This is a genomic window from Streptomyces sp. NRRL F-5630, from assembly GCF_000719475.1.
Classification (GTDB): domain Bacteria; phylum Actinomycetota; class Actinomycetes; order Streptomycetales; family Streptomycetaceae; genus Streptomyces.
In genome coordinates this window covers 37,816-64,038 of record NZ_JOGO01000024.1, presented here as the reverse complement: position 1 = coordinate 64,038, position 26,223 = coordinate 37,816, and the positions used below count along the sequence as shown (strand labels likewise).

Here is a 26,223-nt window from a genome sequence, read left to right as displayed (position 1 = left end):
GACGGCTCCTTCACAGGTCACTTCCGCTTCAAGGCCGTTCCCGCATTCTGGGCGGCGCCCGCGCACGGCCGACGGCGTTCGTCCACAGGCGTGAGCACCGGTCGTACGGTAACCACACGCGGAAGCGGAGGCTCCACCGCCTCCGCCCCTTCCGGCCGAGGGGGCGGGGCGGGATCGCGCCGGAACTCGGTTGCACGGCCCTCCACTTGCGCGTGCGGCGCGGGGCAGTCAACGCGCGGACCACGGGCCGGCAGGGCGAGGCCGCGCCCCTTCGCCGCCCGGCGCGGACCGGGAGAGCCCCGAGGCGTGGAAGTTTCGCCGTTCGGGGTGTTGACGCGGGCGAGCGGCACCGGATAACTGTGGAACACCATCCTCAAACCGGTTTAGCCACTACGTGTTCCACCCGGCGGCCATGACCGGATGAACGCCCGCACGTTCGCGTCGGCCGAGACGGAACCTCCTCGGCGGATCAGCCGTCCGGCACCACTGCCCGCAGGCCGGGCGCACCGAAGGAGTCCTTCATGCCGCACACCGGAGCCGCCTTCCTGCCCGACCGCCGCCGCGTCCTGCTCGGCGGGCTGGGGCTGGTCGCGGGCGCGGCCGGACTGACGCTGACGGTGCCGTCCCTCGCGCGGGCCGCCGAGGCGGGCGGCGACCCGTCGGCCGCCGACGAGATCCAGCTCATCATCGAGCGCCTCCAGCAGCGCTTCCTCGCCCAGGGCGACCAAGTGCGGCTGGCCAACGGCATCTTCCTCGCCCGCGCTTCCGAGGCCCTGTCCTACGCGGCGTCCCTGCGCCCCGACGGGTCCTGGCCGGACGTGGACTACGCCGACACCACCAGTTCCGCGAACGGCCGGGTGTGGTCGCCGTACCAGGCGCTGTACCGCATGATGGCGATGGCCCACGCCTACCGGGACCCGGAGCTGGAGGGGCATGGCAGGCCGGAGTTGACCGAGGCGCTGAACCGCGCCCTGCTCCACTGGGACACGGCCGAGCCGACCTGCACCAACTGGTGGGAGACCGAGATCGGCACCTCCATGGCCATGGGGCGGGTGTCGGTCTTCGTCGGTGACGAACTCAGCGCCGAGGCCCGGGAGGTGGCCTACGCCCACAACACCGGGCGGCGTGACCCGGTCGGGGCAAACGGCTCCTGGCGCACCGAGAACTACCTCTACGAGGCGGTCGCCAAGCACGCCCCGGACGACATCCGCCAGGGCTACCTCACCATGGCGCAGACGGTGACGGTCGACCGCAGCGGCGGGGTCAAGGAGTCCGTGCAGGCCGACTCCAGCTTCTGGGCGCACGGCGCGCAGCTCTACAGCGAGGGCTACGGCATGACGCTCTTCACCATCGTCGCGGCCTGGGCCGACGTGGCGCGCGGCACGAGCTTCGGCTTCTCGCCCGAGGACATCGACGCCGTGGCCTTCTACATCCTCGACGGCACACGGTGGCTGATCCGCGGGGAGATCGGGATGCTGTACCTCGGCTACCGGCCGCCCAACACCATCGACGGCGTCACGAGCTACGCGGCGGACTTCCTGGAGCCGCTGGACCGGATGGCCCGCGCCGACGAGGCCAGGTCGGCCCAGTACGCGCTCCTGGCCGACAACATCCGCGGCCGGAGCCGGGGCAGCGGCGTCACCGGGCACAAGTACTTCTGGCGGTCGGAGTTCTCCTCCCACCTTCGGGACGGCTACGGCGTCTTCACGAGGATCAACTCCCCCCGGATGAAAGGCAGCGAGTACCGCTCCACGCTCCGGCCCGAGGTCGGCAACGAGATCGCCTGGAACGCGTCCGGGGCCACCTCGATCCAGGTCACCAACCGGGAGTACGACGACCTCGTCCCCGCCTTCGACTGGTCCCACTACCCCGGCGTGACCGCGCCGTACGCCAAGGTGACCTCGGCCTCCAGCCCCGACAACCAGGGGAGCTTCACCGGCGGCGTCAGCGACGGGCGGTACGGCGCCTGCGTCCTCACCCTGGACCGGTACGGGACCAAGGGGCTCAAGAGCTACTTCTGTTTCGACGACGAGCTGGTGGTGCTCGGCACCGGGATCAGCTCCACCTCCGCCCACGCCGTCCACACGACCGTCAACCAGGGGGCGGCGCGCGCCAACGCCACCGTCGGCGGGCGGGCCGTGCGCCCCGGCACCGACTCCGCGCCGGTGACGGCCACTTGGGCGTACAACGACGAGATCGGCTACGTCTTCCCCGAGGGCGGCCCGCTGAAGGTCTCCCGCAAGAAGCAGCGCGGGAGCTGGATCGACCGCGACCCGGTCGAACGCGACGCCTTCACGCTCTTCTTCGACCACGGCACCGCCCCGGAGGACGCCGGGTACGCCTACATCGTCCTGCCCGGCGCCACCCCCGGCCGGGTCAGGGAGTACGCGGCCAGGCCGGTGGTGCGGGCCCTGCGCAACGACGAGCGGGTGCAGGCCGTCACCCATCCCCGGCTCCGGCTGACGATGGCGGTCTTCCACGAGCCCGGCGACCTCGACCTGGGCGGCGGGAGCACCCTCCTCGTGGACCAGCCCGCCCTCGTCCTCCTCGACCGGACGGGCCGCTCGCCCGTGGTGAGCGTGGCCAACCCGGACCGGCCCGGCCTCCGGGTCACGGTCACCCTCACCTCCCGGGGCCGTACCCGCCGGGGCGACTTCGCCCTCGGCACGGGCGCGGACCTCGGCAGGACGGTGACGCGGGCGCTGGACTAGGGCCTGGGCACGAAGAGGCGTACCGCCGACGGGAGGTGATCCGTCGGCGGTGCGCCTCTTCGGGTGCGGGCCGTCAGTGGTCGGTGCGCTCCAGGGCGGCGACCCCGATCGCGCTGTCCGCCATGCCGTAGAAGACATACGTCGTGCCGGCTATCCGCTCGACGGCCGTGGGGAAGACGACGTTGCCCAGGGTGCCCACCGTCTCCTCGCGCGTCTCCGGCGAGAGCCACGGCTCGGGCGAGCGGGCCAGCACCCGGGAGGGGTCGTCCGGGTCGAGGAGGATGCCGCCCGCCCGGTAGACCGCGCCGTGGCTGAGCTCGAAGCCCCTGGCGACCGGGCCGGTCACGCCGTGGTGGATGAGGAGCCAGCCCTCAGGCACCCGCACCGGCGGCGGGCCCGCCCCGATCTTGGCGACCTCGAAGGGCATCTCGGGCCCGGCCACCGGGGCGGAGTGCCGCAGCGAGGTGAGCGCGGAGAGGTCGCGGGAGACCTCCTCGGCGTCGGCGTAGGCGATCCAGATCGAGGGCCGCCCGTCACTGATCCCGGCGGGCGCGGGGGCGCCCTCCCCCGGTCGCAGCCACTCCAGGTCCCACATCGGGCGGTGCAGCATCGCGAAGCTCGGCCGCCCGTCCGGGCCCGGCACGACCTCCGGGAAGAACACGAGGTCCTTGTTGGGGAAGAAGTTCAGGTCGGTGGCGAGTTCCGGCCGGTACGCGAAGTGCAGCGGGCCGAGGCGGCGCCAGGCGACGGTGTCCGTGGAGACGGCCAGGGCGGGCCGGGGACCGAGCGGGCCGTAGGCCACGTACGTCATGACGTACACGCCCAGGTCGGCGAGGAACGTGATCCGGGGGTCCTCCACCCCGGCGTTGCCCGCGCCCCGCTCGAAGCCCTCCTCCGGCGCGAGCACCACGCCCTGCCGCTCGACACCGACCGGCACACCGTCCTCGACGACCACGCGGGCCCGGCCGATGCGCGAGACGTTGCCCTCCGCGACCATGCGCGGGAACAGGTAGAGCTGCCCGTCGGGTGCCCTGGCGGTGCCCGGGTTGAGGACGCCCTCCGCCTCCAGGGGGTCGGCGGGATCGGGGCTCATGAGCACGCCGACCCTGCGCAGGGTGTAGGGGAGGGCGGTGGGGGTGCTGAGCTGGGGCATACCTAGCCTTTGATCGCGGAGCCGAGGTTGGCCGAGGTGAAATGGCGTTGGAAGAGCACGAACAGGACCACGGCGGGCACCGCCAGCACACAGGCTCCGGCGAGCACCGCACCCATGGGGTTGGCCTGGAAGGTGGAGTTGGACTGGGAGAAGTTCGCCAGGCTCACGGCCAGCGGCTGCATCCCCTCGTCCTTGGTCACCAGGAAGGGCCACAGGAACTCGTTCCAGGGGCCGATGAAGGTGACGAGCATGGCCGTGAGGACCGCGGGGCGCACCAGCGGCACCGCCACCGAGCGCAGGATGCGCAGTTCGCCCGCCCCGTCCATGCGGGCCGCGTCGAAGATCTCCCTGGGGATCTGCAAGAAGTACTGGCGGAAGATGAGCACCGCGACGGAGTTGACGGCGAACGGCAGGATCATGCCGGCGTAGCTGTCGGCGAGGCCGAAGTAGCGCACGACCATCACGTACAGCGGGATCATCAGCAGCTGGAAGGGGATCGCCTGGACCAGCAGCACCAGGGCGAAGAGCATGCCGCGGCCCCGGAACCGCAGGATCGCCAGCGCGTACCCGGCCAGCAGGCCGAAGACGAGCGTGCAGGCCATCACCCCGGCGGTCACGATCAGCGAGTTGGCGAGAGCGCCGACGAGGTTGAAGGAGGCGTCGATGCCCGTGAGGTTGGCGAGAGTGAGGTTGGCCGGATCGGGCAGCAGGCCGCGCGGACTGCTGTCGCGCTTCTTCTGCAGCGCGCCGATGATCATGTAGTAGAACGGCAGCAGCGCGGCGACGGCACCGAGACCGAGCGCGGCGTAGCGCAGACCTCGCAGGACGCGGTCCATGTCAGTCCCTTTCCGTGACGCGCCGGGCGACGGTCGCGATGATGAGCACGCCGGTCACCAGAATCAGCCCGATGGCGGCCGCGGCGTCCGGCTCCCCCTGGGCGATGCCCCGCTGGTACACGAGCAGCGCCGGGGTGAGGGAGGCGCCGCCCGGGCCGCCGCCCGTGAGCAGGAACGGTTCGGTGAAGATCTGTCCGGCCGTGATGACGGAGAGCAGGACGACCAGCGAGGTGACGGGGCGGACGGCGGGCAGGGTGACCGCGCGGAACGCCTGGAAGCGTCCCGCACCGTCCGTCAGGGCCGCCTCGTGCAGTTCCTTGGGCACGTTCTGGAGAGCCGCGAGGTAGAGCAGGATGTAGAGCCCGAGCTGCTTCCAGGTGACGTACACCGCGATGAGCGGCATCACCAGGTGCTTGTTCGCCAGCCACGAGGGGTCCGGGGCGTAGGAGCCGAGCACGTGGTTGACCGCGCCGGAGCCGTTGAACAGGAACAGCCAGACGGCGAGGGTGGCCACCGAGGCCGTCACGTACGGGACGTAGTAGGCGATCCGGAAGAAGCCCCGCCAGCGGGTCACCGCGTTCAGCCACGACGCCAGCGCGAGGGCGAGCACCACGGTCAGCGGGACGTTGATGGCCATGAACAGCGCGAGGTTGCCGAAGGCCCGCCGGGTTTCCGTCTCCCCCAGGACCTCGGTGAAGTTGTCCAGGCCGACGAACGGATGGGGCACGGAGACACCGGGCGCGGTGAAGAAGTAGTCGTGGAACGCCATCCACACCCCGGCCCCGAACGGGATGACGAACACGACGAGGACGTAGGCGGTGTACGGCGCGGTGAGGAAGAGGCCGAGCGGACTGCCGCCCAGCCACCGCCTCACCCGCGAGGCGGGCGGCCTGCGAGGCGGCGCCGAGGCGTCAGCCGCTCCGCCCGGGGCCGGGGCCGCGGTGGCCCGCGGTGCGTCGGTCTGGGCACGGGGTGGGGTCATCGTGTGCTCCGTCAGCCCGCGGCCTGGTCGTCGATCTCCCGCGCGACCTTGCCGAAGGCCGCCTCCACATCGCCCTTGCCGGTCAGCACCGTCTTCTCCCACCCGGCGCGGAAGGTCTTCCACACCTGGGCCGAGCCCGCGATGTTCGGTACGTCCACGGCGTGGGGCACGGCGTCGGCGAAGGGCTGGTAGAAGGTGTTGTCCTTGAGGAAGGAGGCCCCTACGGCGGCCGCGTCGCTCCGGGTGGGGAACTGGCCGGTCTTTTCGAGGAGCGCCCTGTCCCTCTCCTCGCTCATGGAGAACTTGGTGAAGTCCCAGGCGGTCTGCTTGTGGGCGCAGGAGCTGAAGAGCCCCACGTTCTTGGAGTCCGCGAAGGTCGGCGTCGTGCCGCCGGCCGTTCCGGCGGCGGTGGGAAGGGGCACCACGCCGTACTTCACCTTGCCGTCGAACTGCCCCTTGCCCCAGGGCCCGGCGATGCCCATCGCGGCCACTCCGTCGGCGAAGGGGCCCGCCCACATGTCGCCGCTGTACGCCTCCGGCGAGGAGTAGCCGCGGGCGTACATCCGCTGCCAGAAGGCGAGGGTCTGCCGCCCGGCCCGCGAGGTGAAGGTGGCCTTGCCGTCCTTCACCAGTTGCGTGCCGCCGGAGTTGGCGAGGTAGAGGGGGTAGAAGTCGAACAGCGCGTTGGTGGAGTCGCTGGTCGCCGGGGGGTAGAGGGCGAACTTCGCGGCCTTGCTCTTCTTGATCGCCTCGGCTGCCGCGAGCACGTCCTCGTACGTGTTCAGCCGCGGCTTCTCCGGATCGAGACCGGCCTTCGCGAAGACGTCCTTGTTGTAATAGAGCATGAAGGGGTTCGTCTTCCAGGGCACCTGGTAGAGCGAGCCGTCCGGTGACCGGAAGCCGTCCGCGACCGCGCCGGAGCGCTTCTCGATGAAGGACTCGGCGTCGTCGAAGGTCTTGGAGAGGTTGACCAGGCCCCCCTGCTTCTGGAAGGCGGGGACGGCGGCCGGGGCGGTGTTGTAGACGAGGCACGGGGTGTTGCCCGCGGTGATCGCGGCCGTGAGGACGTCCTCGGTGGACTTGCCCGACGGCACGGCCCTGGCCGTCACCTTCTCGTCGGGGTGCCGCGCGTTCCAGGCGGCCACGGCGGCCTTGGCCCACGCCTGTTCCTGCTGGTTCGTCGAGTACCACATCTCGATCGGTCCCGACGTCGGCTTCCCGCCGCTGTCGCCGCCCGAGCCGCAGGCCGACAGCGGCAGCGCGACCACCGCGGCGGTCGCCAGCACCGTAACGCGCGGAAAATGACGCCTCATAGCGCCCAACTCCCTTCCCTGCGGATGGTCGAGGGCCCGGAGCGGACCCTCTGCGTCGGCGCTGCGGACCAGCCCCGCCGTCAAGATCGTCGCGGGGGGTGACGGCCTCATCAAACCGGTTTAGTATGGGGCGGTCAAGAGAAGGGACCGAATCATTTCCGGCACCAGGCGGACATAAACTCGTCCCTCCGGCGGGTCCGCGTGGGGAGTCGCCGTCAAGGCGGAGGCGAGGCGGTATGACGCGACCGAAGGACCCGTCCGGCGGACCGGCGGCGGAGGGCACCGACGAAGCCCCGCCCCGGCCGCCCCGGCCCCGCCGCCCCACGATCGGTGACGTGGCCGCGCTGGCCCAGGTCTCCAAGGCGACCGTCTCCTTCGTCGTCAACGACCGCCCCGGGGTGAGCCCGCAGGCGCGCCGCCGGGTGCGCGCCGCCATGGACGACCTGGGCTGGCAGCCCAACGCCGGCGCCCGCGCCCTGTCCACCAAGCGGTGGCAGACCCTGGGGCTGGTGATACGCAGGCCGCCCGAACTGCTGAGCACCGACCCGTTCTTCCCGCAGTTCGTGGCAGGCATCGAGACCGGGCTCGCCCCGCTCGGTTACGCGCTCGTGCTCCAGGTCGTCCCGGACGTGGACTCCGAACAGCGGGCCTACGAACGGCTGGCCGGGGACGGCCGGGTCGACGGCGTCTTCCTGACCGACCTGCGGGTCGGCGACCCGCGCCCCGCGCTCGTGACGGCGCTGGACATTCCGGCGCTCATCGTCGGTCCGCCGCAGGAGGGCACCGCCATCCCGTCCATCGGCGTCGACGACGGCAGCGGCATCCGCCAGGCGGTCAGGCACCTGCGCTCGCTCGGGCACCGGCGCATCGGCCATGTCTGCGGCGCCGAGGGCTACGTCCACACCGAGAGCAGGCGCATCGCGTGGAGCGAGGCGCTCGCGGAGGCGGGCCTGCCCGAACTTCCCCCAGCCAAGGCCGACTTCACCGGGGCTTCCGGCGCCCAGGCCACCCACCGGCTGCTGGACCAGGACGAACGCCCGACGGCGATCGTCTACGCCAATGACCTCATGGCCATCGCCGGGATCGCCGCCGCGACCAGCCGCGGCCTGCGGGTCCCGGAGGACCTGTCGGTCGTCGGCTTCGACGACATCCCGCTGGCCGACTGCATCTCACCCCCGCTGACCACGGCCCGGCAGGACGTCCTGGCGTGGGGCCACGCCGCCGCGCGCACGCTGGTCGCACTGACCGGGGGCAAGGACTTCCAGCCGGTCCCCCTGCCGCCCGTGCAGTTCATCGTCCGGGCCAGCACCGCTCCCCCACCGGCGTGAGCTTCGCCGCCTCGCTCCCCGGCCGCCGCCGGCGCGCTCGCGCCGGTGAAGCGGTGGGACGAACCCTGCCGCCCTGACTGATCGTTGCCGCATGCCGAGCGGTGGCTCGGAGCGTGCTCGTCACGCGTCGGGACGGTGAAGACGCGCGAACTCGCCGTTCCCGCCGGGCCGGTGAGCACCCGGGTCGTGCTGCTGATGGCGCCCCGCGCCGAGCAACGCGGTCGGCCCGGACGGGCCGGGCGTTGTCACGGAGGACGCCGAGGACGAGGAGCCAGGCCGAACGGGGGGTGCCCACCGAGCGCATGGCCTCGACGGGCACCCCCTGGGGTCGGCGTGGGGTCAGGCGTCGGCGGGGACTGGCTGTTCGGGGCGGCGGGTGCTGCGGTGGCCGAGGCGCTCTTCGAGCTTTTCGCCTTCGATGTCGGGGGCGGGGACGAGGCGGCCGTACCACTCGGGGTGGTGCCAGATCCGGCTGCCCACGAGCGCCATGAAGGCGGGGACCAGGGCGAGGCGGACGACGAAGGCGTCGAGGAAGACGCCGACGGCGAAGCTGAAGCCGAGGGCCTTGACGACCGGGTCGGTCTCGGCCATGACGGCGACGAAGATGGACACCATGATCAGGGCGGCGGCGGTGACCACGCGGGTGGACAGTCCGGTACCGGTCACGGCGGCGGCGCGGGCGTCGCCGTGCCGGGTGTAGTGCTCCTTGACGCGGGAGACCACGAAGATCTCGTAGTCACTGGACAGGCCGAACATGATGGCCAGCAGGATGATCGGCAGGAAGCACAGGGTCTGGGAGGGGGTGATGCCGAGCGCGTCCTTGAACCAGCCCCACTGGAAGACGGCGACCTGGGCGCCGAAGGCGGCGCCGGTGGAGAGCAGGAACCCCACGATCGACTTCAGCGGCACGAGGATGGTGCGGAAGGCGAACGTCAGCAGGACGAAGGCGAGTCCGACGACGACGAGCAGGAAGACCGGAAGGGCGTCGCCCAGCTTGGTCGCGATGTCGATGTGGGTGGCGGTGGCGCCGCCGACCAGGAGGTGGGCGCCGGTTCCCGCGGCCAGTTCGGTGCGGTGGTCGCGGATGTCGTGGACCAGGTCGGAGGTGGCGGAGTCGCTGGGGCCGGTGGTGGGCACGACGTTGATCACCGCGATGCCGTTGACGACAGCGGCCGGGTCGGCCGACGCGACGCCGTCGAGCTTCTTCAGGGCGGAGCTGATGGCCTGCGCCTGGGCGGGCTGACCGACGTTCTCGGCGACGATGGTCAGGGTGCCGTTGTAGCCGGGGCCGAAGTGCTCCGTCGTCAGGTCGTACGCCTGGCGGGAGGTGTCGGAGGTGGGGCGCGCGTCCGCGCCGGGCAGCCCGAGGTCCATGCTCGCGGCCGGGACCGCCATCAGCCCCAGGCCCAGAACGCCGACGACCAGGACGGGGACGCGACGGCGTACGACCCAGTTCGCCCAGCGGGTACCGGTCAGCTTCTCGGGCGCGTGGACAGCGGTTTCGGTCGCCGGGCGGGCACGGCGCAGGCCGGGGAGGCGGGAGAAGCGGCCCATCCGCTCACCGGCGAAGCCGAGGAAGGCGGGCAGCAGGGTCAGGGCGATCAGCAGGCCGATGGCGACCGTGCCGGCGGCGGCCAGGCCCATGACGTTCAGGAACGGGATACCGACGACGGTCAGGCCGCACAGGGCGATGATGACGCTCAGGCCCGCGAACAGCACCGAGCTTCCGGCGGTGCCCGCGGCTCGGCCCGCGGCCTCTTCCGGACTGTGGCCCGCCTGCAGGTTGGCCCGGTGGCGGGAGACGATGAACAGGGCGTAGTCGATGCCGCACGACAGGCCGAGCATGGTGGCCACCGAGGTGGCGGCCGAGGCGATGTCGAAGACGGCGGCGAGCATGGTGAGGCTCATCATCGAGATGACCACGCCGAACAGGGCGGTGACGAGGGGCATACCGCCCGCGACGAGCGAGCCGAAGGTGACCAGCAGGACGAGGAGGGCGACGACCATGCCGACCGCCTCGGAGTTCACGCCCGCCTCGTCGTGGGGGTAGACGTCACCGGAGAAGGCCACCTTCACGTCGGCGTCTTCGGCCGCGGCGGTGGCCGGCTCCAGCTTGTCGACGGTGGCCTCCTCGACGTCTCCGGCGGCTGTGTCGTAGGCGACGGTGGCCAGCGCGATCCGCTTGTCCGGTGAGACGAGCTTCGTCTCGAACGGGTTGCTGACCCGCGTCACCTGGGGCAGCGCGCCCAGGTCCCTGACGGCCTGGGTGATCGCCTTCTGACGGGTCGCTTCGGTGATGTCCTGCCCGTCGGGGGCGGCGAAGACGACCTGGGTGGAGGCGCCGGAGGCGGCCGGGAGCTTGTCCTTCAGCACGCTCACGGCCTGCTGGGACTCGGTGCCGGGAATGGAGAAATTGTCGTCGGTCCTGCCGCCGGCGGCCTGAGCGCCCAGGACGGCCACGGTCACGATCAGGATCCAGGACGCCAGGGTCGCCCAGCGGTGCCGGAAGCACCACCGGGACAGTCGGTACAGGTAGGTGGACACAGCCACGAACTCCTTGGAACAGGTCGGATCAGCGAGCGGACCCCCGAGATAACTGCCAACCATAGCATTTTTGCGTCAGAGCGCAGTTTCGCGCCCCATGTTACTGTTCCGGTATGACCGCACCTGGGACGACATCGGGGTCGCACCGTGAACGCGTCAAGGCGAAGCGCCGTGAAGCGATCCGCCGCTCCGGCATGCGCCTGTTCGCCGAGCACGGCTACGACGGCACGACCATCGCCGACATCGCACGCGCCGCCGACGTCGCACCGCGCACTGTGCAGCAGTACTTCCCCTCCAAGCACGACATCGCGCTGAGCGTGGCCAACGAGGTCGCCTCCCGGCTCACCGACGCCGTCGAACAGCACCCCGAGGCCGGCTTCCTCGACGTGGTGGACATCTGGCTCGCGGCGGAAGCGGAGTTCAACGACGCGGAACTCATGGCACTCACCAAGGCCATGAACGAGGCCAACCCCGGCCTGCAAGCACTCAGCAGCAGCCAGTTGACCGATGTCGTCCAGGTCGCCTCGACCCGGCTCAGCGCGGAAACCGGCCTGGCGGTCGACGAACCCCTCAGCGCCGTCCTCGCCGCCGCCGTCGGAGCCGCACTCGCCCAGTACATCGGCATCGCCCACCAGTTCCGCGACACACCGGGGCTGCACCACGACGTGATGACCTGCCTGCGCGCACTCATCGACGCGGCCAGAGCCACCCACGACTGAGGCCGACGGCCGTGAACACCACCGCCCGGCCGGTCGTGTTCACGGCGGCGGTGTACGCGCTGACCAGCCGGGCTTCTCGTCCACGTCGCATCCACCGGTCGAGCAGGCCCAGAAGCAGATGCCGCTGATGATCACGGCCGGACAGCGCGGTGACTCCCCGCAGTTCCAGGTGTTCCTGGGCCGTAACCGGGTGCCTCGGCTCGGGCCGGACGGTCCGCGAGTCCGGCCGGACAGGGTTCGCGCCGGCACGGTTTCGCGGTGCGCCTGGAACGTGGATTCTCAGGCGTCGGCGAGTCGGCGCAGGATGCGGGAAGCCCGCAGGAGCGTCAGCCGCTCTTCGTCGGACAGTTGGGCCAGCTGCCCGTCCAGCCAGTCCTGACGCGTTGCCAGTGCTCCACGAGCCACTTCGGCGCCGGACGGTGTGAGGCGGAAGAGGACGCGGCGCCCGTCCTCCGGGTCCTTCTGCCGTGTCGCGTGCCCGCCGGAGACGAGTCGGTTGACGGTCTGGCTCATGGAGCTCGGTGTCACGCGGGCGCGGCGGCTGAGTTCGGTCAGGCTCTGCGGGCCGTGCTTGAAGAGTGCGGTGAGCACGATGACAGCCGCCTCGGCCATCTCGCCTTCGCCGCGTTCGGAGCGGAAGCGGCTGTAGATCCGGGCCACCGCGACCCTCAGCTCGCTGCCGAGGGCCTGGGCGTCCCTGGAGGACGGATGGTCGGGCTTTGCGTTCGCGCTCACGGTTTCTTAGTATAACGAAGGAAGGCGTTTCGTACTAAGAAAGATGCACCTCCGGTACGCCCCGTTGCGGCGCTCTGCTTCCGCTTTCACCCCGACCGATGAGGCCCCATGTCTCTCTCGCCTCCCTCGCGCCCCGGTACGCCCGCCAAACCGGCGGCATCCTCCGGTGACGGGTTCGGCCTGCGGTTCACGTTCCCGTTGATGCTGGGCACGTCGTTGAACCCGGTGAACAGTTCCCTGCTCGCCACCGGTCTCGCCGGGATCGCCGCCGACTTCCACCTGGGTCCTGGCCCGGCCGCGTCCCTGGTGTCCGTGCTGTACCTGTGCAGCGCGGTCATGCAGCCCACGATGGGCAAGCTCGCCACGATCTTCGGCCCCAGGAAGATCTTCCTCAGCGGCGTGACCATCCTCCTGGCCGGCGGCGTGTTGGGCGCCGTTGCGCCCGGTTTCCGGGTCCTGCTGCTCTCCCGCGCACTGATCGGCATCGGCTCGTCCGCCTGCTACCCCGCCTCCATGGCGCTGGTGCGCCGCCGGGCCGAGCAGCTCAGGACCGGCGTGCCCAGTACCGTGCTGGGCAACTTCTCCATCGCCTCACAGATCGTCGCCGTTCTCGGTCTGCCGCTCGGAGGTGTCCTGGCCGGTGCCTTCGGCTGGCGTGCCCTGTTCCTCGTCAATGTGCCCCTGGCCGCCCTCGCCCTGGTCTTCGCCGCCAAGAACGTGGAGAAGGACCCGCCCGCCGAAGCGCGTGGCCTCAAGGGCTCGCTCGCGTCCGTCGACCCCCTCGGCATCGCCCTGTTCGCCCTGTCCGTGGTGTGCCTGCTCCAGTTCCTCAACGACCTCGACCACCCCGCCTGGCCACTGGGTGCCCTCGCCTTCGTCACGCTCGCCGCGCTCATCTGGTGGGAACGGCGCACCGTCTCACCCCTGATCGACGTCCGTTCCCTCGCCCGCAACCCGGCGCTGCGCCGTACCTACACACGCCAGTTGCTGGTGGGCCTCGGGGTGTACGCCTCGATGTACTCCCTCACCCAGTGGCTGGAGGGCAGCGCCGGCTACTCCTCTTTCCAGGTCGGCCTGATCATGCTGCCGATGTCCGCCGTCAGCATGATCCTCGCGCGCCTCGTCTCCACGCGCGGCTGGGTGCGCCGGCCGCTGCTGACCGGGAACCTCGCGCTGGTGGGGGGCGGACTCCTCATGCTCACGGCACACAAGGGGAGCCCCCTGGTACTGGTCCTGCTGACGACCGGCGTCCTCGGCTTCCCCAACGGCCTGTGCAACTTCGCCAACCAGACCACCTTGTTCGTCCAGACCTCCGCCGACGAAGTCGGCGTCGCCGCCGGACTGTTCCGCACCTTCGGCTACATCGGCGCGATCTTCTCCTCCAGCGTCATCGCCCTCAGCTTCGGCGACCACGTCACCGACGCCGGCTTCCACCACATGGGCTGGATCGTCCTCGCCCTGGGCGCCCTCACCGTGCTGACCACCCTCTTCGACCGCACCATCCCCACCACCGTGTCCCAGGACAAGGGCCCCGGCACCGCCGGCAACTCCGGCACCGCAAACGAAGGAACTTCCCGATGAAACTGCTCGCGATCCTTCTGTACCCGCTCGGCCTGCTGCTGCGCCGCAAGCGCGCGGGCACCACGCACAGCATCAGCAACGCACCCGAACTGGCCACCGCCCGAACGGGCACGCTCGGCCTCACCTCGCCCGCCTTCACTCACGGCGCGACGATCCCGCCGCAACACGCGACAATGGACCTCGGCCCCAACATCTCCCCGGCCCTGGCCTGGGAAGAACCGCCCGCGGGCACCAGGCAGATGCTGCTCGTGATGGAAGACACCGACACTCCCACTTCCAGGCCGACCCGGCACATGGCCGCCTTCTTCGCACCCGGGCCGCCCCGTATCGAGGAGGGCGAACTCACCGAGGACAACCGGCGATTCACCTACCTGCCCGACCACCGGGGCCGTGGCGGCTACCAAGGTCCCCGGCCGCTGCCCGGCCACGGCACGCACCACTACCACTTCCACCTCTACGCACTCGACACGGAAGCCGATGCCTCCGCGACGAAGGACCTCGATGCCCTGCTGCCGCAGTTCGCCGGACACGTCCTGGCATCAGGCCACCTGGAAGGCACGCTGCGCGGATAGCCGGAAACAGCGGCCACGTCCGCACCTGCCGGGATCGTTCACCAACGCACTCGCCCCTCTCGTCCGCAGACGAACGGCAAGGTCGAGCGTCCAACTCGCATCCCGCTCGACGAGTGGGCGTACGTGCGCCCGCACTCCAGCAACGCCGAACGGACACAAGCCCTGGCGGACTTCCTCCACCCGTATTGAAGACAGGCCCTAGATCAGCCCCAGGTCGCGGGCCCGCATACCGGCCTGGAAACGGGACTCCGCGCCCAGCGCGGACATCAGCTCCGCCACCCGGCGCCGGTAGGTGCGCACCCCGAGGCCCAGCGCGCGGGCCGCCGTCTCGTCCTTGCACCCGGACGCCAGCAGTTCGAGCACCCGGGGCGCCATCTCGCGCAACTCCGCGTACCGCACGTCGTAGACCGCCAGGTCGGTCGCCGACCGCCAGGCCGCCTCGAAGAGCGAGGCGACGTTCTGGACCAGCACCGGTTCGGAGACCGCGCTGTAGCTGCGGCGGCCCTCGCTCGTGTCGCCCGCGAGGATCGCGAAGCGCCGGTCGATGATGATCGTCTCGTTGACGCTGTCGGCCGTGATGCGGACCTGCGCGTCGGGGCCTGCCGCCACGGCCCGCAGATGCTCTGCCATGCGCGGGCTCATCAGCGCGTTCGGCCGGTACAGCTTGCGCAGCCGGGGAGGCGTCCCGGCCAGCCGCTTCACGAGGTCCTGGGCGATGACCCAGGTGTTCAGGTGCCGCGCCGCGCACCACAGCTCACCCGCCGTGGCGAGCAGATGCCCGGCCCGGGCGAACACCTCGGCCTCGCCGCGCAGCACACGTCCACCGCTCTCCACACTCATGGCCCCAGTGTTCCCCCGGCGCCGCCGACCCGCCAAGAGCGGCAGGAAGTTGCCACCCGCGGCCCCCGGCGCCTTCGCAGAGGAAGACTTCCTGCCATGACTACGATCCACGCCGGTGCCGCCGGCACCTGGACGCTCGGCGACCGCACCGTCAACCGCCTCGGCCTGGGCGCGATGCGCCTGATCAGCAAGGCCGACGGCAGCCCGAGCGACCGCGCGCAGGCCGTCGAGGTGCTCCAGCAGGCGGTCGAACTGGGCGTCAACCACATCGACACCGCCTCCTTCTACTTCTCCTCCCTGCGCTCCGCGAACGAGCTGATCAACACCGCGCTCGCCCCCTACCCGGACGACCTGGTCCTCACCACCAAGGTCGGGACCGGCCGCGACCCGTCCGGCGCCTTCATCGGGGCCCACACCAAGGAGGAGCTGCGCGGCCAGGTCGAGGAGAACATCCGCCAGCTCGGCCTGGACCGCCTCGACGTGGTCAACCTCCGCATCGGCCTCGACCTCGAACGCGGCGAGGGCTCCCTCAAGGCGCGGTTCGAGGCCCTGGCCGAACTGCGCGAGGAGGGCCTCATCCGGCACCTGGGCATCTCCAACGTCGGTCTTGAGCACGTGGAGGAGGCCCTGTCCATCGCGCCCGTGGTGTGTGTGCAGAACCAGTACGGGCTCACCATCCGCCGCGAGGACGACGCGATTCGGCAGGTCTGCGCCGAGCGGGGCATCGCCTTCGTCCCGTTCTTCTCGGTGGGCGGCGGCCCCGCCGGGGTCACCGCGGTTGCCGACGCCCCCGAGGGGGCGGCGGACCGGGCCGTCGCCGAGGTGGCCGCCCGCCACGGTGCCTCGCCGTCCCAGGTCCGCCTCGCCTGGACCCTCCACCAGGGCCCCCACGTGCTGGCCATCCCCGGCACCGGCAACCCCGCACATCTGAGGGAGAACGTGGCGGCCGCCGCCCTGCGCCTCACCGAGGAGGACCTGGCCCTGCTCGGCTAGGCCTGTCTCAATCTCACCTCGTCCGCAGGGCGGCCGCGCGGCGTCCGGTGCGTGCTCCCGCGTGCCGGACGCGGTCCGAGGGGGCGGAGCACCAAGACCGCGAGGGTATGTACTGACAGGTGTCTGCCTCGCGCGGCCATCGCTGGCGATGCTGAGGGCATGACGAAACACAGCGTTCCGATCACCGTCTTCGCCCGTACGACGGCCGCCCCCGCCCACACCTTCCGGGTCATCGTGCCGATCGACCTGTCCCAGGTCTTCAAGCCCTGGGGACCGTTCCCCGGCGTCGCGGAAGTGCGCGAGCAGACCGGCGCCTGGGAGCGGCCGGGGCTCTCGCGCCAAACATGGTTCACCGACGGCTCCAGGGCCGACGAGCGGCTCACCGAGGTCGTGGACGGGCACGGGTTCGCCTACGAGCTCAGCGGCTTCACCAACGTGCTGGCCAAGCTGGTCTCCGGGGTGCGTGGCGAGTGGTCCTTCCTGCCCGACGGCACCGGCACGTCGATCCGGTGGACCTACGACTTCCGGCCGCTGCCCGGTCGCCGCTGGATCGTCGCGGGCCCGTTCAAGCCGCTCTGGACCCGCTACATGCGCGCCGCGCTCGCCCGGATGGTCACGGTGGTGGAGGCGACGCCCGGTGCGATCATGAAGGAGTGAGCGATCTGAGCTTCGGTGCCCTCGTACGCGGCTGGCGTGACCGTCTCGACCCGGCCGAGGCCGGCTACGCCCGGACGGCTCGGCGGCGCGCCCCCGGCCTGCGCCGCGAGGAACTCGCCGAACTCGCCGGTCTTTCCCACGAGTACGTGCTGCGGCTGGAGCAGGGCCGGGCCACCCACCCGTCCGCCCAGGTCGTCTCGGCCCTGGCCCGCGCGCTGCGGCTCTCCGCCGCCGAACGTGACCAGCTCTACCGTTCCGCGGGCCTGCTCGCGCCGCGCGACCAGCTCGTCGGCACCCATGTGTCGCCGAGCATCCGGCGCCTCGTCGAGCGCCTCGGCGATCTCCCGATCGGCGTGTTCGCCGCTGACTGGAGCCTGCTGTGGTGGAACGACATGTGGACGGCCTTGCACGGCGATCCGTCCGGGTTGCCGCCCGCCGAACGCAACCTCGCCCGCGCTCTCTTCGGCACGGGCGAGGGCCGATGGCACCTGCGACCGGTCAACTCGGCAGCCGGGCCGGACGCTTTCGAGACCGCGATCGTCGCGGACCTTCGCGAAGCGGTCTCCCGCTACCCGGCCGACCAGGAGTTGGCGGCGCTCGTGGACGGCTTGCGGGCGGCCTCGTCCTTCTTCGGCGAGTTGTGGTCGGTGGCGGGCATCGGCCGGCTGGTCGGTGATCTCAAGACGATCAGCCATCCCGAGCTGGGTGATATCACGCTGGACTGCGACGTGCTGACCGTGCCCGGCGCCGACCTGCGCATCGTCACGTACACAGCGGCCCCGGGGACCAGCGGCGCCGATCAGCTCGACCTCCTGCGTGCGTCCCGGCTCAGCGAGGCCCGCTGACCACCGAGCCGCCCGGCGACCCGGGCCGGCGACACCGACTCGATCACCAGCCCGGCAGGGAGGCCGGGCGCATGCGTGATCGCCGCACGGCATCCGTGGACGGAGCGGTCCAGGGCAGGGCGTCCCGGAGCCGGGCGGACGGCCCCACCGCGGCCGGCCGCCTCGGCCTCGGCTCCGAGGGGCGTCGGGAGGGAACGAGGCGGTCTCCCTTGCCTCTGGGCCCCCGTGGTCTCCGGGCCCCACGTGCGGTGGACGGTCAGGCGTCCGTTCTTCTTGAATGCCTGTACTCACTACTGACAAGAAAGCTGGTTGGCTTCGCGACATGGAAACGTGGCTCAAGGACCTCGTCACCCAAATCGATGATGCGACGGCGCGACTGATGACGACAGTCAGGGGGCTGACCGATGAAGAGGTGCTCGAACCGTCTCTTCTGCCCGGCTGGAGCCGAGGTCACGTCCTCGCCCACATCGCACGCGCCGCCGAGGCTCATCGAAACCTGCTGGAGTCGGCCCGCACCGGCACCGACCTCCCCGCCTACGCGAGCCAAGATGCCCGCGACACGGACATCGAGAACGGTGCGGGCCGGCCGGTCGCGGAGCACATCGCGGACATCGAACGGACGGCAGCGGTGTTCCGGGCCGCGGTGGGCACGGTACCCGGCAAGGCGTGGACGACCAGTGTCACCATTCTGCACCTCGATCCGTTCCCGGCCAGTCAAGTCGTTCTGCGCAAGCTCGTCGAGCTGGAACTGCACCATGTGGACCTGAACGCGGGCTACCGTCCGGCCGATTGGCCGGCCACCTTCAGACCACTGGAGTTGCCCGAACCCATGCGAAGCCAGGCCGCCGACCGCTTGTCCTGGTTCTCCGCGGGGTGATTCCACGCGCGTCCGCTTGTCCGGCTGCGGGCGCGTGACCCAGCCCGACGCGCGGTTCCGTCGGCATGCATCCGCCGGATGGGGGCGTGGGTTCAGTTCCCGTCTCCATGGTGCCGTGGCATGAGGAGAACGAGGCGGCGACGCCGCTCGACGAGTTCATCACCGAGGCCGTCTCCTTGCCCGAAACGCAGCCCCCGGCCTCACCGGCGTCAGGCACTCGGCGCTCGCCCGTCGGCGCTCCGGCAGCCGCCGGGGTGCCGACGGGTGGGTCAGACGAAGACCGAGAGCAGCAGGGCCATCAGCAGCCCGCAGACGCTCACCAGCGTCTGGATCGCCGTGTGCGATTTGGTGGCCTGGCCCAGCGTCATCCCGAAGGACTCCTTGACCAGCCAGAACCCCGCGTGGTTCACGTAGTTGAGGCCGATCGAACCGGCGCCGATGGCGACGACGAGCAACGAGCTCTCCAGGCCGCCGCCGGTACCCGCCATGGGGCTGAGGATGCCGGTCGCGGCGACGATGCCGACGGTCGCCGAGCCGGTGGAGAAGGACAGCACCAACGCGATCAGCCAGCCGAGCAGCAGCAGGTTGAGGTGCGCCCCGGAGGCGGCCGACTCGATGGCCTTGCCGATCCCGGTGTCCTTCAGCACCTGGTTGAACGCGCCGCCGCCCGCGATGATCAGCAGGATTCCGGCCACGGACTTGATGCTGTCGGTCAGCGACTCGCGTACCTTCTCCGCCGGCTGGCCGCTGCGGTAGCCGAGGGCGAAGAGCGCGAAGAGGAAACCGGCGAACATCGCGATCACCGGCTCGCCCACGAAGACGAGCACATGCCGTACCGGGCTGGATTCGGCCAGCGCCAGCTCCGCGATCGTGCGCAGCAGCATGAGGACCACCGGTACCAGCACCGCGGCCAGGGCCCAGCCGAGCGAAACCCCGCCGGGCTTCCCGGTCCCCGCGCCACGTGGCCCCTCGCCGCCCGCCGTCGCGGTGCCGGTACCTGTCGTGGCGTCCCCGGTACCCGTCGTGGCGGTGCCGGTGAACTGGGCGACCAGTTCCCGGTCCGGGTGCACGGCCAGCCGGGGTGCGATCCACCGCCCGTAGACCGGGCCCGAGATGACGATGGTGGGCACCGCGCAGATCAGTCCGACCAGGATGGTCATGCCGAGGTCGGCGTGCAGGCCCTCGACGCCGATCAGCGGGCCCGGGTGCGGGGGCACCATGCCGTGCAGGGTGCACAGGGCCGCGATGGTCGGCGTGGCGAGGTAGACGTAGGGCGAGCCTTTGACCTGGCCGCTGTCCTGGAGCCGCCGCGCGACGCTGAAGATCAGCGGCAGCAACACGATCAGCCCGATCTCGAAGAACATCGGGATGCCGATGACGAACGCGGCGCCCGCCATGTACCAGGGCAGCGAACGCGTCCCGGCCCGGTCCACGATCACCCTGGCGATCCGTTCGGTGGCCCCGGAGTTGGCCAGCAGCCGGCCGAGCATCGCGCCGAACGCCAGGGTGATACCGACGTCTCCGAGGATGCCGCCCGCGCCCTCCTCCAACGACTCGGCGACCTGCTCGGTGGACATACCGGCGACCAGAGCCACGCCGACCGAGACCAGCATCAGCGCCGCGAAGGGGTGGAACCGGAGCCGCGAGTTGATCAGCAGCACCAGCACGCCGATGGCGACGACGAGGGTGACCAGGAGCAGCCACGCGTGCCCCGTCACGGCCGCCGCCCGGCGGTGTCGGCGAGACGCGCCACGGGAGGCACGGGGAAGGGGGTGGAGCCGTGGGCGGTGCTGCGGCCGGTGCCGTCGCGCCACGCTGCGCGCGGTATGAACATGTCACTCCTGAGATTGCGGCTCGTGCTGGGGCACTTCCGGCGTCCCGGCCGGGTCCGGCCCGGCGGCCCCGCGCCCGGTACCGTGCGGCGGCCTGCGGCGTGCGGTGGACGTCCGGTCTCCACCCGGGGGCTGGGTGGCCTCGCGGAGGAGGCGGAAGCCTCCCCGCGTCGCGTGTGTCCCAGGCCGGGAAGCTATCCGCCGGGCCCGGCCGCTTTGAAGCATTCGCGCGCAACCCGCGAATTCGCTGTTCCGTGAGTTGTGCGCATTGTGCTCAGCGCCTGCGGCGGGGTTACCGTGGGAGCGGTGAAGCCCGCACCGCCCCCGCCGTCCGCCGACCGCCGCGTTCCGGCAGCTCCCCGCGCCGACCGCCGCGCCCCGGCCGCGCGCCTCCGGCGGCCCCGCAGGTGGCCGTGGCTCCGTCTGCGCACCCGCACCCTGCTGTTGCAGTGCGCGGTGGTCACCCTCGTCGTGGGCACGGCCTTCGGCGCCTTCGCGTACGACAGCGAGCGGCGCCTCACCGGCGAGTACCAGCAGCGCGCGCTCGCCATCGCCCGGACGGTCGCCGGGGAACCGGGCGTGCGCGCGGCGGCGGACCGCTGGTCGGCCGCCGCCGCGCGTTCGGAGGGCGCCGCGCGGACCCCCCGCTCCGTGCTCGCGGACGGCTGGCTCAACAAGCGCGCCGAGACGGTGCGGCGGCGCACCGGCTCCCTGTTCGTCGTGGTCACCGACGACCGCGGCATCCGGCTGGCCCACCCCGACAGGGCGGAGCTGGGGCGCGAGGTGAGCACCGACCCCTCGACCGCCCTCTCCGGGCACGAGGAGCTGGCCCGGCACCACGCTCACCTGGGCGAGGAGGTGGTGGCCAAGGTCCCGGTACGCGCGCCCGGCTCCCGCAAGGTCGTCGGCGAGGCGAACGTCGGTGTCTCCGCCGGGGCCGTGCGCGCCGAGCAGGCCCGGGTACTGATCGGCGGCCTGGGCTGGCTCGTGGCCGCGCTGCTGGTCGGCCTCGCCGCGTCCGTCCTGCTGGTCCGCCGCTGGAAGCGGCTCACCCTCGGTTTGGAGCCGGAGGAGCTGGCGACCCTGGTCCAGGAGCAGGAGGCCGTCCTGCACGGCATCGGCGAGGGGGTGCTCGCCCTGGACACCAGGGACCGGGTGACCGTGGCCAACGACGAGGTCCGCGCGCAGCTCGGCATCGAGGCGGCCCCCGGCACCCCGCTCGCGGAGCTGGGGCTGACCCCGCGGGTGCGCGACGTGCTGCGCGAGCCGGATGCCGGGCGCGCCGTGATGGCCGTCGTGCGCGAGCGGATGCTGGTGGTGTCCGCGCGGACCGTCCGGCGCGAGGGGCGGCGGCTCGGGACGCTGCTCACCGTGCGGGACCGTACGGCTGTGGAGTCACTGACCCGGCAGCTCGACGCCGTCCGCACCATGAGCGCCGCGCTGCGCGCCCAGCGGCACGAGTTCGCCAACCGGCTGCACGTGCTCTCCGGGCTGGTGCACGCGGGGCAGCCGGCGGAGGTCGCCGACTACCTGGGGTCCCTGCTCGGCTCGGGGCCGCTCGGTGAGACCCTGCCCGACCTCGGGCCGGACACCGTACGGGACGCCTCGCTGCGCGCCTTCCTGACGGCGAAGGCCGCGGCGGCGCGCGAGCGCGGTGTGACGCTGGTGCTGGGCGGTGGCACGTGGGTGCGGCGGACGGTCGCCGCGCCCGTCGATGTGACCACGGTGCTCGGCAACCTCGTGGACAACGCCGTGGACGCGGCGCAGGCGGGGCGGCGCAGCCCGCGCCGGGTGGAGGTCGAACTCATCGGCGTGCGGGACACGTTGCTCATCACGGTCGCGGACAGCGGCGACGGCGTGGCCGGGCCCCTGCGGGGTGACCTGTTCGACGAGGGTGTCTCCACCAAGGAGCCCGGCGCCGAGGATGTCGGCGGGCGTGGCATCGGGCTTCCGCTCGCCCGCCAGATCGCCCGCGCCCGCGGCGGCGACCTCCGGCTCACGGAACCGGGGGCGCCCCCGCGGGCCCCGGCGCCGCACGGAGAAGGCCGGGCCGCTGCGGAAGGGGCCGTTCCGGCCGGAGCGGGGCACGAGGCCACGGGCGGCCCGCCCCCCGGTGAGGAGGACCGCGTGTCGGGCGGAGCCGTCTTCGTGGCCCGGCTGCCCGGCGTACTGGCGCCCGGCGAGGACACCGCCGACGACGACGGCGAGGGCGCTTCCGGGACCGGGAGCGGTCCCGACGAGGGCGGCGAAGGCGGTTCCGGGAACGGAAGGAACGACCCTCGCGCGGGCTCCCCTCCCCTGGCGGGCACCGGGCCCGGCAGCGCGTCCGCCGCCGTCCCCGAACCTCCGCCCGGCGGCTCCCCGCACGACGCCCCGCCCCCTGCCCGCCACCACCCTCCGGAGCACCCCGCATGAGCATCAGCCGTACGGCCGCGGACGAGCGGCGGCCCCTGTCCGTCCTGGTCGTCGACGACGACTTCCGGGTCGCCGGGCTGCACTCGGACATCGTGGCGGAGACGCCGGGCTGCGCGGTCGCCGGGGTGGCACGCTCGGCCGACGAGGCGCTGGCGGCGGCGGGGCGGGCCGAGGCACCGGTGGATCTGGCCCTCGTCGATCTGTACCTGCCGGACCGTCCGGGGCTGGAGCTGCTGCGGGCGCTGCCCTGCGACACGTTCGTGCTGAGCGCGGCGGCCGAGGGCCGTACCGTGCGCACGGCGCTGGCGGCGGGCGCGCTCGCGTACCTGATCAAGCCCTTCGCGCCGGAGGCGCTCGCCGCCCGGCTGCGCGGCTATGCGCGGTACCGGCAACTGACCGCCGCGGAGACCCTCGACCAGGAGGCGCTGGACGACGCGCTCGCCGCGCTGCGCGGAGGCGGCGCGGGCGGTCGCCGGTCGGCCACCGCCGCGCACACCGTGACCCGGGAGCTGGTGCTCGGCGCCGTCCAGGACGCGGCGGGCCCGCTGTCCGCCGGTGAGGTCGCCGCGCTGGTCGGCGTATCGCGGGCCACCGCCCAGCGGTACCTGGCTGACATGGTCGGCCGCGGGCTGCTCCGGATGCGTCTGCGCTACGGGGCCGCCGGACGGCCGGAGCAGGAGTACCGGGCCCCCTGAGCGCCGGGCCGACCCGGCCTGCGGCAGGGCGGCGGACAGCCCTCGGGAGACGCCGTTGTTCGCTGTCTCGTCGCAGGTCCGGCGTCCCTGGGCGGCGTCGGACCTGCCCCGCACTCGGCTGCCCCCTGCCCCCTGGCGCTCGTCATGGTCGCCGGAGACGGGTTTCCGGCCGTTCAGCCCCCTCCCCGGACCGCTCGCGGGCCGTCCGGCCCTTCGGTCTCCGCCACCCCGAGCCGCTCCCGTTCCTCCGCCACGATCCGGCGCGCGATGTCCGCGTCGAAGGTGTCCGTCGCCTCGGGGATGCTCTCCGCGATGACGCTGCGGCGCGCGTGCGTGTCGAAGAGGTGGGTGCGCTCCTCCTGCACGGCGAGGAGACGCGCGTCGATGCCGCCGGGGGTGAGGAGGTGGTGCACCCGTACGGAGCGGGCCTGGCCCATGCGGTGGGCGCGGGCGATGGCCTGCGACTCCAGCGCTGTGCTCGTCTGCGGCTCGCACAGGACGACGACGGAGGCGGCCTGGAGGTTGAGGCCGAGCCCCGCCACGCGGATCGGGGCGAGGAGGACGGCCGGTCCGCCAGTGGTCGTGAAGGCGTCCACGACGTCCTGCCGCGCGCGGGCGTCCATCGCCGCGGTGAGCGGGCCGTGCACGGGGACGTCGGGCGGCAGGTGGGGGCGGACCGCGTCGAGCACGTCGGGGAAGTACGAGAAGACGAGCGTCTTGCGGCCGTTCGCCGCCGCTTCGGCGACGAGGTCCCGCAGCCGGGCGGCCTTCGCGGAGTGCTCCGGGTCGGCGAAGGCCGCGCGCCGCATCGCGGGGAAGCGGGCCGCGACGACGGCGGCGCGGTAGGCGGCGTTCTCCGCGGGGCCCGACGCGAGCCACTCGCGGGTGTGCTGGACGCCGGGCAGTTCGGCGAGGACATCGGCCTGTTCGCGGCGCAGGTAGACGGGGGCGAGCGCGGCCCTGAACGCGTGCGGGCTCTCGGGCGCCTCCGGCCCGGTGAGCCGCAGCCGGTCGTCGAGGAAGGCGACGAGCGCCGCGAGTTCGGCGGGGCGGTGCTCCATCGGCGTACCGCTCAGGAGCAGGACGCGGCGCGACTCCTGCCGGGTCCACTCGCGGGCGGCCTCCGCCCGCTGGGTGCGGTGGTTCTTGACGTACTGCGCCTCGTCGAGGACGACGGTCGCGACCTCGGACACGTCGGCGACCGGCAGTTTCGCGAGCGAGGTGTACGTCGTCAGGCCGACCCCTGTGCCGCTGCGCCACTCCTCGTAGGCGCGGGCGCGCCCGGGTCCGTAGAGGACGTGGACGGGGAGCGCGCTGTGGGTGGCGAATTCGCGCTGCCAGTTGATGAGGAGGCTCGTCGGGCAGACGACGAGGGCGCGCGCCTCGGCGGCGGACGGGCTGTCCTGGCCGGAGGGGGGCCACGCGTCGCGGGGGCCGGGAAGGCCGGGGGGCGACGGTTCCTCGCGGGCGCCGGGGAAGCCGGTGAGGCGGCGCTCGGCCGGGGCGAGGGCGCCCGTGCCCGCCCGGCGTCGCCGCTCGCGCCGCCAGTCCTCGGCCTCGGCCGTGAGGTGGGTGAGCACGGCGATCGCCTGCACCGACTTGCCGAGCCCCATCTCGTCGCCGAGCAGGACGCGGCGGCGGGCGAGCGCGAAGCGGGCGCCGAAGGACTGGTACGGGCGCAGCGTGACGCGCAGATGCCGCTCGTCCAGCGGCTGTTGGCGCACCTCCTCGGCGATCTCCGCGGGAAGGTCCCCGGCCACCGCCGCGGAGCCGGGATCGAGACCGGCGGCGGAGGCGAGCACGGCGTGGTAGTCGGCGGCGCGCAGGGCGAAGTCCGTCCACGCCGCCGCCTCGGAGCCCGGCGTGCGGAGCAGATCGGCGGACGTCTGCGCGAAGCGCTCGACGAGCCCGGCGGCGGCGGCCTCGGCGACCAGTGCCCGCAGTTCGTCGAGCGCGGAGCGGGCCGCCGCGAGGGCCCGGCCCCTGGCGGGCACGCAACGGGCGGCGAGGGACCGGGCGGCGGCGCGCGGCCAGGCGGCGTCGAGCGGCGCGGCGACGGCGAGCGGTTCCTCCAAGCGTCCGGCCCACTCCTCCGCCTCGACGACGACGCGCCGCCCGGCGGTCCCGACGACGACGAGCGGGTGCAGCGCCCGGAGCAGCGCGGTCGTGCCGGGCGTGGGGCGGTCCGCGTCCAGCCGTACGGTCAGGGCCTCGCGCACCGTGTCGGCGAACCGCCCGGCGGCGGCCGTGAGTTGGCGCGCGCGGCCCACGCCGACGCCGGGTATGCGGAGCAGCGCGTGCTCCCCGGCCTCGTGGAGGGCGCCGACCGTGGTGTACCCGGCGGCCTCGACGTCGGCGGTGCGCAGCCGCCCGCGCGTGACCTCCTGGAGCCGCGCGAGCGGCACGGGGGCGAGGAGCGCGGCGACTTCGGCTTCGAGGAGCGGGTCGACCGCGCTCCGTACGGAGGTGACGGCACGGTGCCAGTCGACCCGCACCGCCTCGGCCGCTCGCGCGAGGCTCCTCGCCCGTGCGTACGCTTCCCGCTCGTCGCGTCCCACCGCGCGCTCTCCTCCCGTCTCGCGGGCGAGCTCCCGC

Annotated in this window: 20 protein-coding genes and 1 pseudogene; 12 read left to right on the top strand and 9 right to left on the bottom strand. The window is 72.4% G+C overall.

The features are described from left to right. Window positions 1-521: 521 nt before the first annotated feature. A complete protein-coding gene (locus IF99_RS0114170) occupies window positions 522-2,711 on the top strand; it encodes a polysaccharide lyase family 8 super-sandwich domain-containing protein (RefSeq protein ID WP_030996814.1) in 2,190 nt (729 codons plus the stop codon). 73 nt (window positions 2,712-2,784) lie between these two features. Here IF99_RS0114170 and IF99_RS0114165 read toward each other — a convergent pair whose 3' ends face one another. From IF99_RS0114165 to IF99_RS0114150, 4 genes are read right to left on the bottom strand one after another with little or no spacing between them, the layout of a single operon-like run. Further along, window positions 2,785-3,864 carry a glycosidase gene (locus IF99_RS0114165; protein ID WP_030996813.1) on the bottom strand — a complete coding sequence of 360 codons (1,080 nt, stop codon included), beginning with the start codon at window positions 3,862-3,864 and terminating at the stop codon, window positions 2,785-2,787. Window positions 3,865-3,866: 2 nt separating this feature from the next. Next, entirely contained in the window at window positions 3,867-4,700 is an 834-nt protein-coding gene (locus IF99_RS0114160) for a carbohydrate ABC transporter permease (RefSeq protein WP_030996812.1), read from the bottom strand. A gap of 1 nt (window position 4,701) precedes the next feature. After that, a complete protein-coding gene (locus tag IF99_RS0114155) occupies window positions 4,702-5,682 on the bottom strand; it encodes a carbohydrate ABC transporter permease (protein WP_030996811.1) in 981 nt (326 codons plus the stop codon). Between the two features lie 11 nt (window positions 5,683-5,693). Then, window positions 5,694-6,995, bottom strand: a complete 1,302-nt coding sequence (locus tag IF99_RS0114150; RefSeq protein ID WP_030996810.1) for an extracellular solute-binding protein — start codon at window positions 6,993-6,995, stop codon at window positions 5,694-5,696. A gap of 236 nt (window positions 6,996-7,231) precedes the next feature. Here IF99_RS0114150 and IF99_RS0114145 point away from each other — a divergent pair, with 236 nt between their 5' ends. Then, entirely contained in the window at window positions 7,232-8,323 is a 1,092-nt protein-coding gene (locus IF99_RS0114145; protein ID WP_078655086.1) for a LacI family DNA-binding transcriptional regulator, read from the top strand. A gap of 339 nt (window positions 8,324-8,662) precedes the next feature. Here IF99_RS0114145 and IF99_RS0114140 read toward each other — a convergent pair whose 3' ends face one another. After that, window positions 8,663-10,867 (bottom strand): MMPL family transporter, encoded by a 2,205-nt coding sequence (locus tag IF99_RS0114140; RefSeq protein WP_051703493.1) that lies wholly within the window; start codon window positions 10,865-10,867, stop codon window positions 8,663-8,665. A 113-nt stretch (window positions 10,868-10,980) separates the two neighbouring features. Between IF99_RS0114140 and IF99_RS0114135 the strand changes: the two genes are divergently transcribed. Continuing rightward, the gene (locus IF99_RS0114135; RefSeq protein ID WP_030996807.1) at window positions 10,981-11,586 is read left to right on the top strand and encodes a TetR/AcrR family transcriptional regulator; all 606 of its coding nucleotides are present in this window, start codon (window positions 10,981-10,983) and stop codon (window positions 11,584-11,586) included. 279 nt (window positions 11,587-11,865) lie between these two features. Here IF99_RS0114135 and IF99_RS0114130 read toward each other — a convergent pair whose 3' ends face one another. Then, window positions 11,866-12,321 (bottom strand): MarR family winged helix-turn-helix transcriptional regulator, encoded by a 456-nt coding sequence (locus IF99_RS0114130; RefSeq protein ID WP_030996806.1) that lies wholly within the window; start codon window positions 12,319-12,321, stop codon window positions 11,866-11,868. A 108-nt stretch (window positions 12,322-12,429) separates the two neighbouring features. On the opposite strand from IF99_RS0114130, the gene IF99_RS0114125 reads away from it, so the two are divergent. The 3 genes and pseudogenes from IF99_RS0114125 to IF99_RS33440 form a co-directional block, all read left to right on the top strand. Next, a complete protein-coding gene (locus tag IF99_RS0114125; protein WP_051703491.1) occupies window positions 12,430-13,902 on the top strand; it encodes an MFS transporter in 1,473 nt (490 codons plus the stop codon). Then, a complete protein-coding gene (locus IF99_RS0114120; RefSeq protein ID WP_051703490.1) occupies window positions 13,899-14,474 on the top strand; it encodes a YbhB/YbcL family Raf kinase inhibitor-like protein in 576 nt (191 codons plus the stop codon). Before IF99_RS0114125 ends, IF99_RS0114120 begins: the two co-directional genes overlap by 4 nt. A gap of 15 nt (window positions 14,475-14,489) precedes the next feature. Next, window positions 14,490-14,660: pseudogene (locus tag IF99_RS33440) on the top strand (integrase core domain-containing protein); the annotation flags it as partial. 12 nt (window positions 14,661-14,672) lie between these two features. Here the strand turns inward: IF99_RS33440 and IF99_RS0114115 are convergent. Next, a complete protein-coding gene (locus IF99_RS0114115) occupies window positions 14,673-15,314 on the bottom strand; it encodes a response regulator transcription factor (protein WP_030996803.1) in 642 nt (213 codons plus the stop codon). A 96-nt stretch (window positions 15,315-15,410) separates the two neighbouring features. On the opposite strand from IF99_RS0114115, the gene IF99_RS0114110 reads away from it, so the two are divergent. From IF99_RS0114110 to IF99_RS0114095, 4 genes are all read left to right on the top strand, one after another. Next, window positions 15,411-16,307 carry an oxidoreductase gene (locus IF99_RS0114110; protein ID WP_030996802.1) on the top strand — a complete coding sequence of 299 codons (897 nt, stop codon included), beginning with the start codon at window positions 15,411-15,413 and terminating at the stop codon, window positions 16,305-16,307. 159 nt (window positions 16,308-16,466) lie between these two features. Further along, complete coding sequence (locus IF99_RS0114105; RefSeq protein ID WP_030996801.1) at window positions 16,467-16,964, top strand: SRPBCC family protein; 498 nt, start codon at window positions 16,467-16,469, stop codon at window positions 16,962-16,964. Next, window positions 16,961-17,809, top strand: a complete 849-nt coding sequence (locus tag IF99_RS0114100; protein ID WP_030996800.1) for a helix-turn-helix transcriptional regulator — start codon at window positions 16,961-16,963, stop codon at window positions 17,807-17,809. Before IF99_RS0114105 ends, IF99_RS0114100 begins: the two co-directional genes overlap by 4 nt. Before the next feature lie 322 nt (window positions 17,810-18,131). After that, window positions 18,132-18,686, top strand: a complete 555-nt coding sequence (locus IF99_RS0114095; protein ID WP_051703489.1) for a maleylpyruvate isomerase N-terminal domain-containing protein — start codon at window positions 18,132-18,134, stop codon at window positions 18,684-18,686. A gap of 269 nt (window positions 18,687-18,955) precedes the next feature. On the opposite strand, the gene IF99_RS0114090 is transcribed toward IF99_RS0114095, so the two are convergent. After that, the gene (locus tag IF99_RS0114090; protein WP_030996798.1) at window positions 18,956-20,404 is read right to left on the bottom strand and encodes a GntP family permease; all 1,449 of its coding nucleotides are present in this window, start codon (window positions 20,402-20,404) and stop codon (window positions 18,956-18,958) included. 420 nt (window positions 20,405-20,824) lie between these two features. Here IF99_RS0114090 and IF99_RS0114080 point away from each other — a divergent pair, with 420 nt between their 5' ends. Continuing rightward, a complete protein-coding gene (locus IF99_RS0114080) occupies window positions 20,825-22,933 on the top strand; it encodes a sensor histidine kinase (protein ID WP_234340693.1) in 2,109 nt (702 codons plus the stop codon). After that, window positions 22,930-23,628 carry a response regulator gene (locus IF99_RS0114075; protein WP_051703488.1) on the top strand — a complete coding sequence of 233 codons (699 nt, stop codon included), beginning with the start codon at window positions 22,930-22,932 and terminating at the stop codon, window positions 23,626-23,628. The genes IF99_RS0114080 and IF99_RS0114075 overlap by 4 nt, the downstream gene beginning before the upstream one ends. 173 nt (window positions 23,629-23,801) lie before the next feature. Here the strand turns inward: IF99_RS0114075 and IF99_RS30785 are convergent, their stop codons facing one another. Beyond that, the gene (locus IF99_RS30785; RefSeq protein ID WP_051703487.1) at window positions 23,802-26,186 is read right to left on the bottom strand and encodes a DEAD/DEAH box helicase; all 2,385 of its coding nucleotides are present in this window, start codon (window positions 26,184-26,186) and stop codon (window positions 23,802-23,804) included. Window positions 26,187-26,223 lie beyond the last annotated feature (37 nt).

Bases quoted from the DNA above. Each gene is read 5' to 3' on its own strand.
- IF99_RS0114170 (WP_030996814.1), top strand. From the start codon at position 522: ATGCCGCACACCGGAGCCGCCTTCCTGCCCGACCGCCGCCGCGTCCTG.
- IF99_RS0114165 (WP_030996813.1), bottom strand. From the start codon at position 3,864: ATGCCCCAGCTCAGCACCCCCACCGCCCTCCCCTACACCCTGCGCAGG.
- IF99_RS0114160 (WP_030996812.1), bottom strand. From the start codon at position 4,700: ATGGACCGCGTCCTGCGAGGTCTGCGCTACGCCGCGCTCGGTCTCGGT.
- IF99_RS0114155 (WP_030996811.1), bottom strand. From the start codon at position 5,682: ATGACCCCACCCCGTGCCCAGACCGACGCACCGCGGGCCACCGCGGCC.
- IF99_RS0114150 (WP_030996810.1), bottom strand. From the start codon at position 6,995: ATGAGGCGTCATTTTCCGCGCGTTACGGTGCTGGCGACCGCCGCGGTG.
- IF99_RS0114145 (WP_078655086.1), top strand. From the start codon at position 7,232: ATGACGCGACCGAAGGACCCGTCCGGCGGACCGGCGGCGGAGGGCACC.
- IF99_RS0114135 (WP_030996807.1), top strand. From the start codon at position 10,981: ATGACCGCACCTGGGACGACATCGGGGTCGCACCGTGAACGCGTCAAG.
- IF99_RS0114125 (WP_051703491.1), top strand. From the start codon at position 12,430: ATGTCTCTCTCGCCTCCCTCGCGCCCCGGTACGCCCGCCAAACCGGCG.
- IF99_RS0114120 (WP_051703490.1), top strand. From the start codon at position 13,899: ATGAAACTGCTCGCGATCCTTCTGTACCCGCTCGGCCTGCTGCTGCGC.
- IF99_RS0114115 (WP_030996803.1), bottom strand. From the start codon at position 15,314: ATGAGTGTGGAGAGCGGTGGACGTGTGCTGCGCGGCGAGGCCGAGGTG.
- IF99_RS0114110 (WP_030996802.1), top strand. From the start codon at position 15,411: ATGACTACGATCCACGCCGGTGCCGCCGGCACCTGGACGCTCGGCGAC.
- IF99_RS0114105 (WP_030996801.1), top strand. From the start codon at position 16,467: ATGACGAAACACAGCGTTCCGATCACCGTCTTCGCCCGTACGACGGCC.
- IF99_RS0114095 (WP_051703489.1), top strand. From the start codon at position 18,132: ATGGAAACGTGGCTCAAGGACCTCGTCACCCAAATCGATGATGCGACG.
- IF99_RS0114075 (WP_051703488.1), top strand. From the start codon at position 22,930: ATGAGCATCAGCCGTACGGCCGCGGACGAGCGGCGGCCCCTGTCCGTC.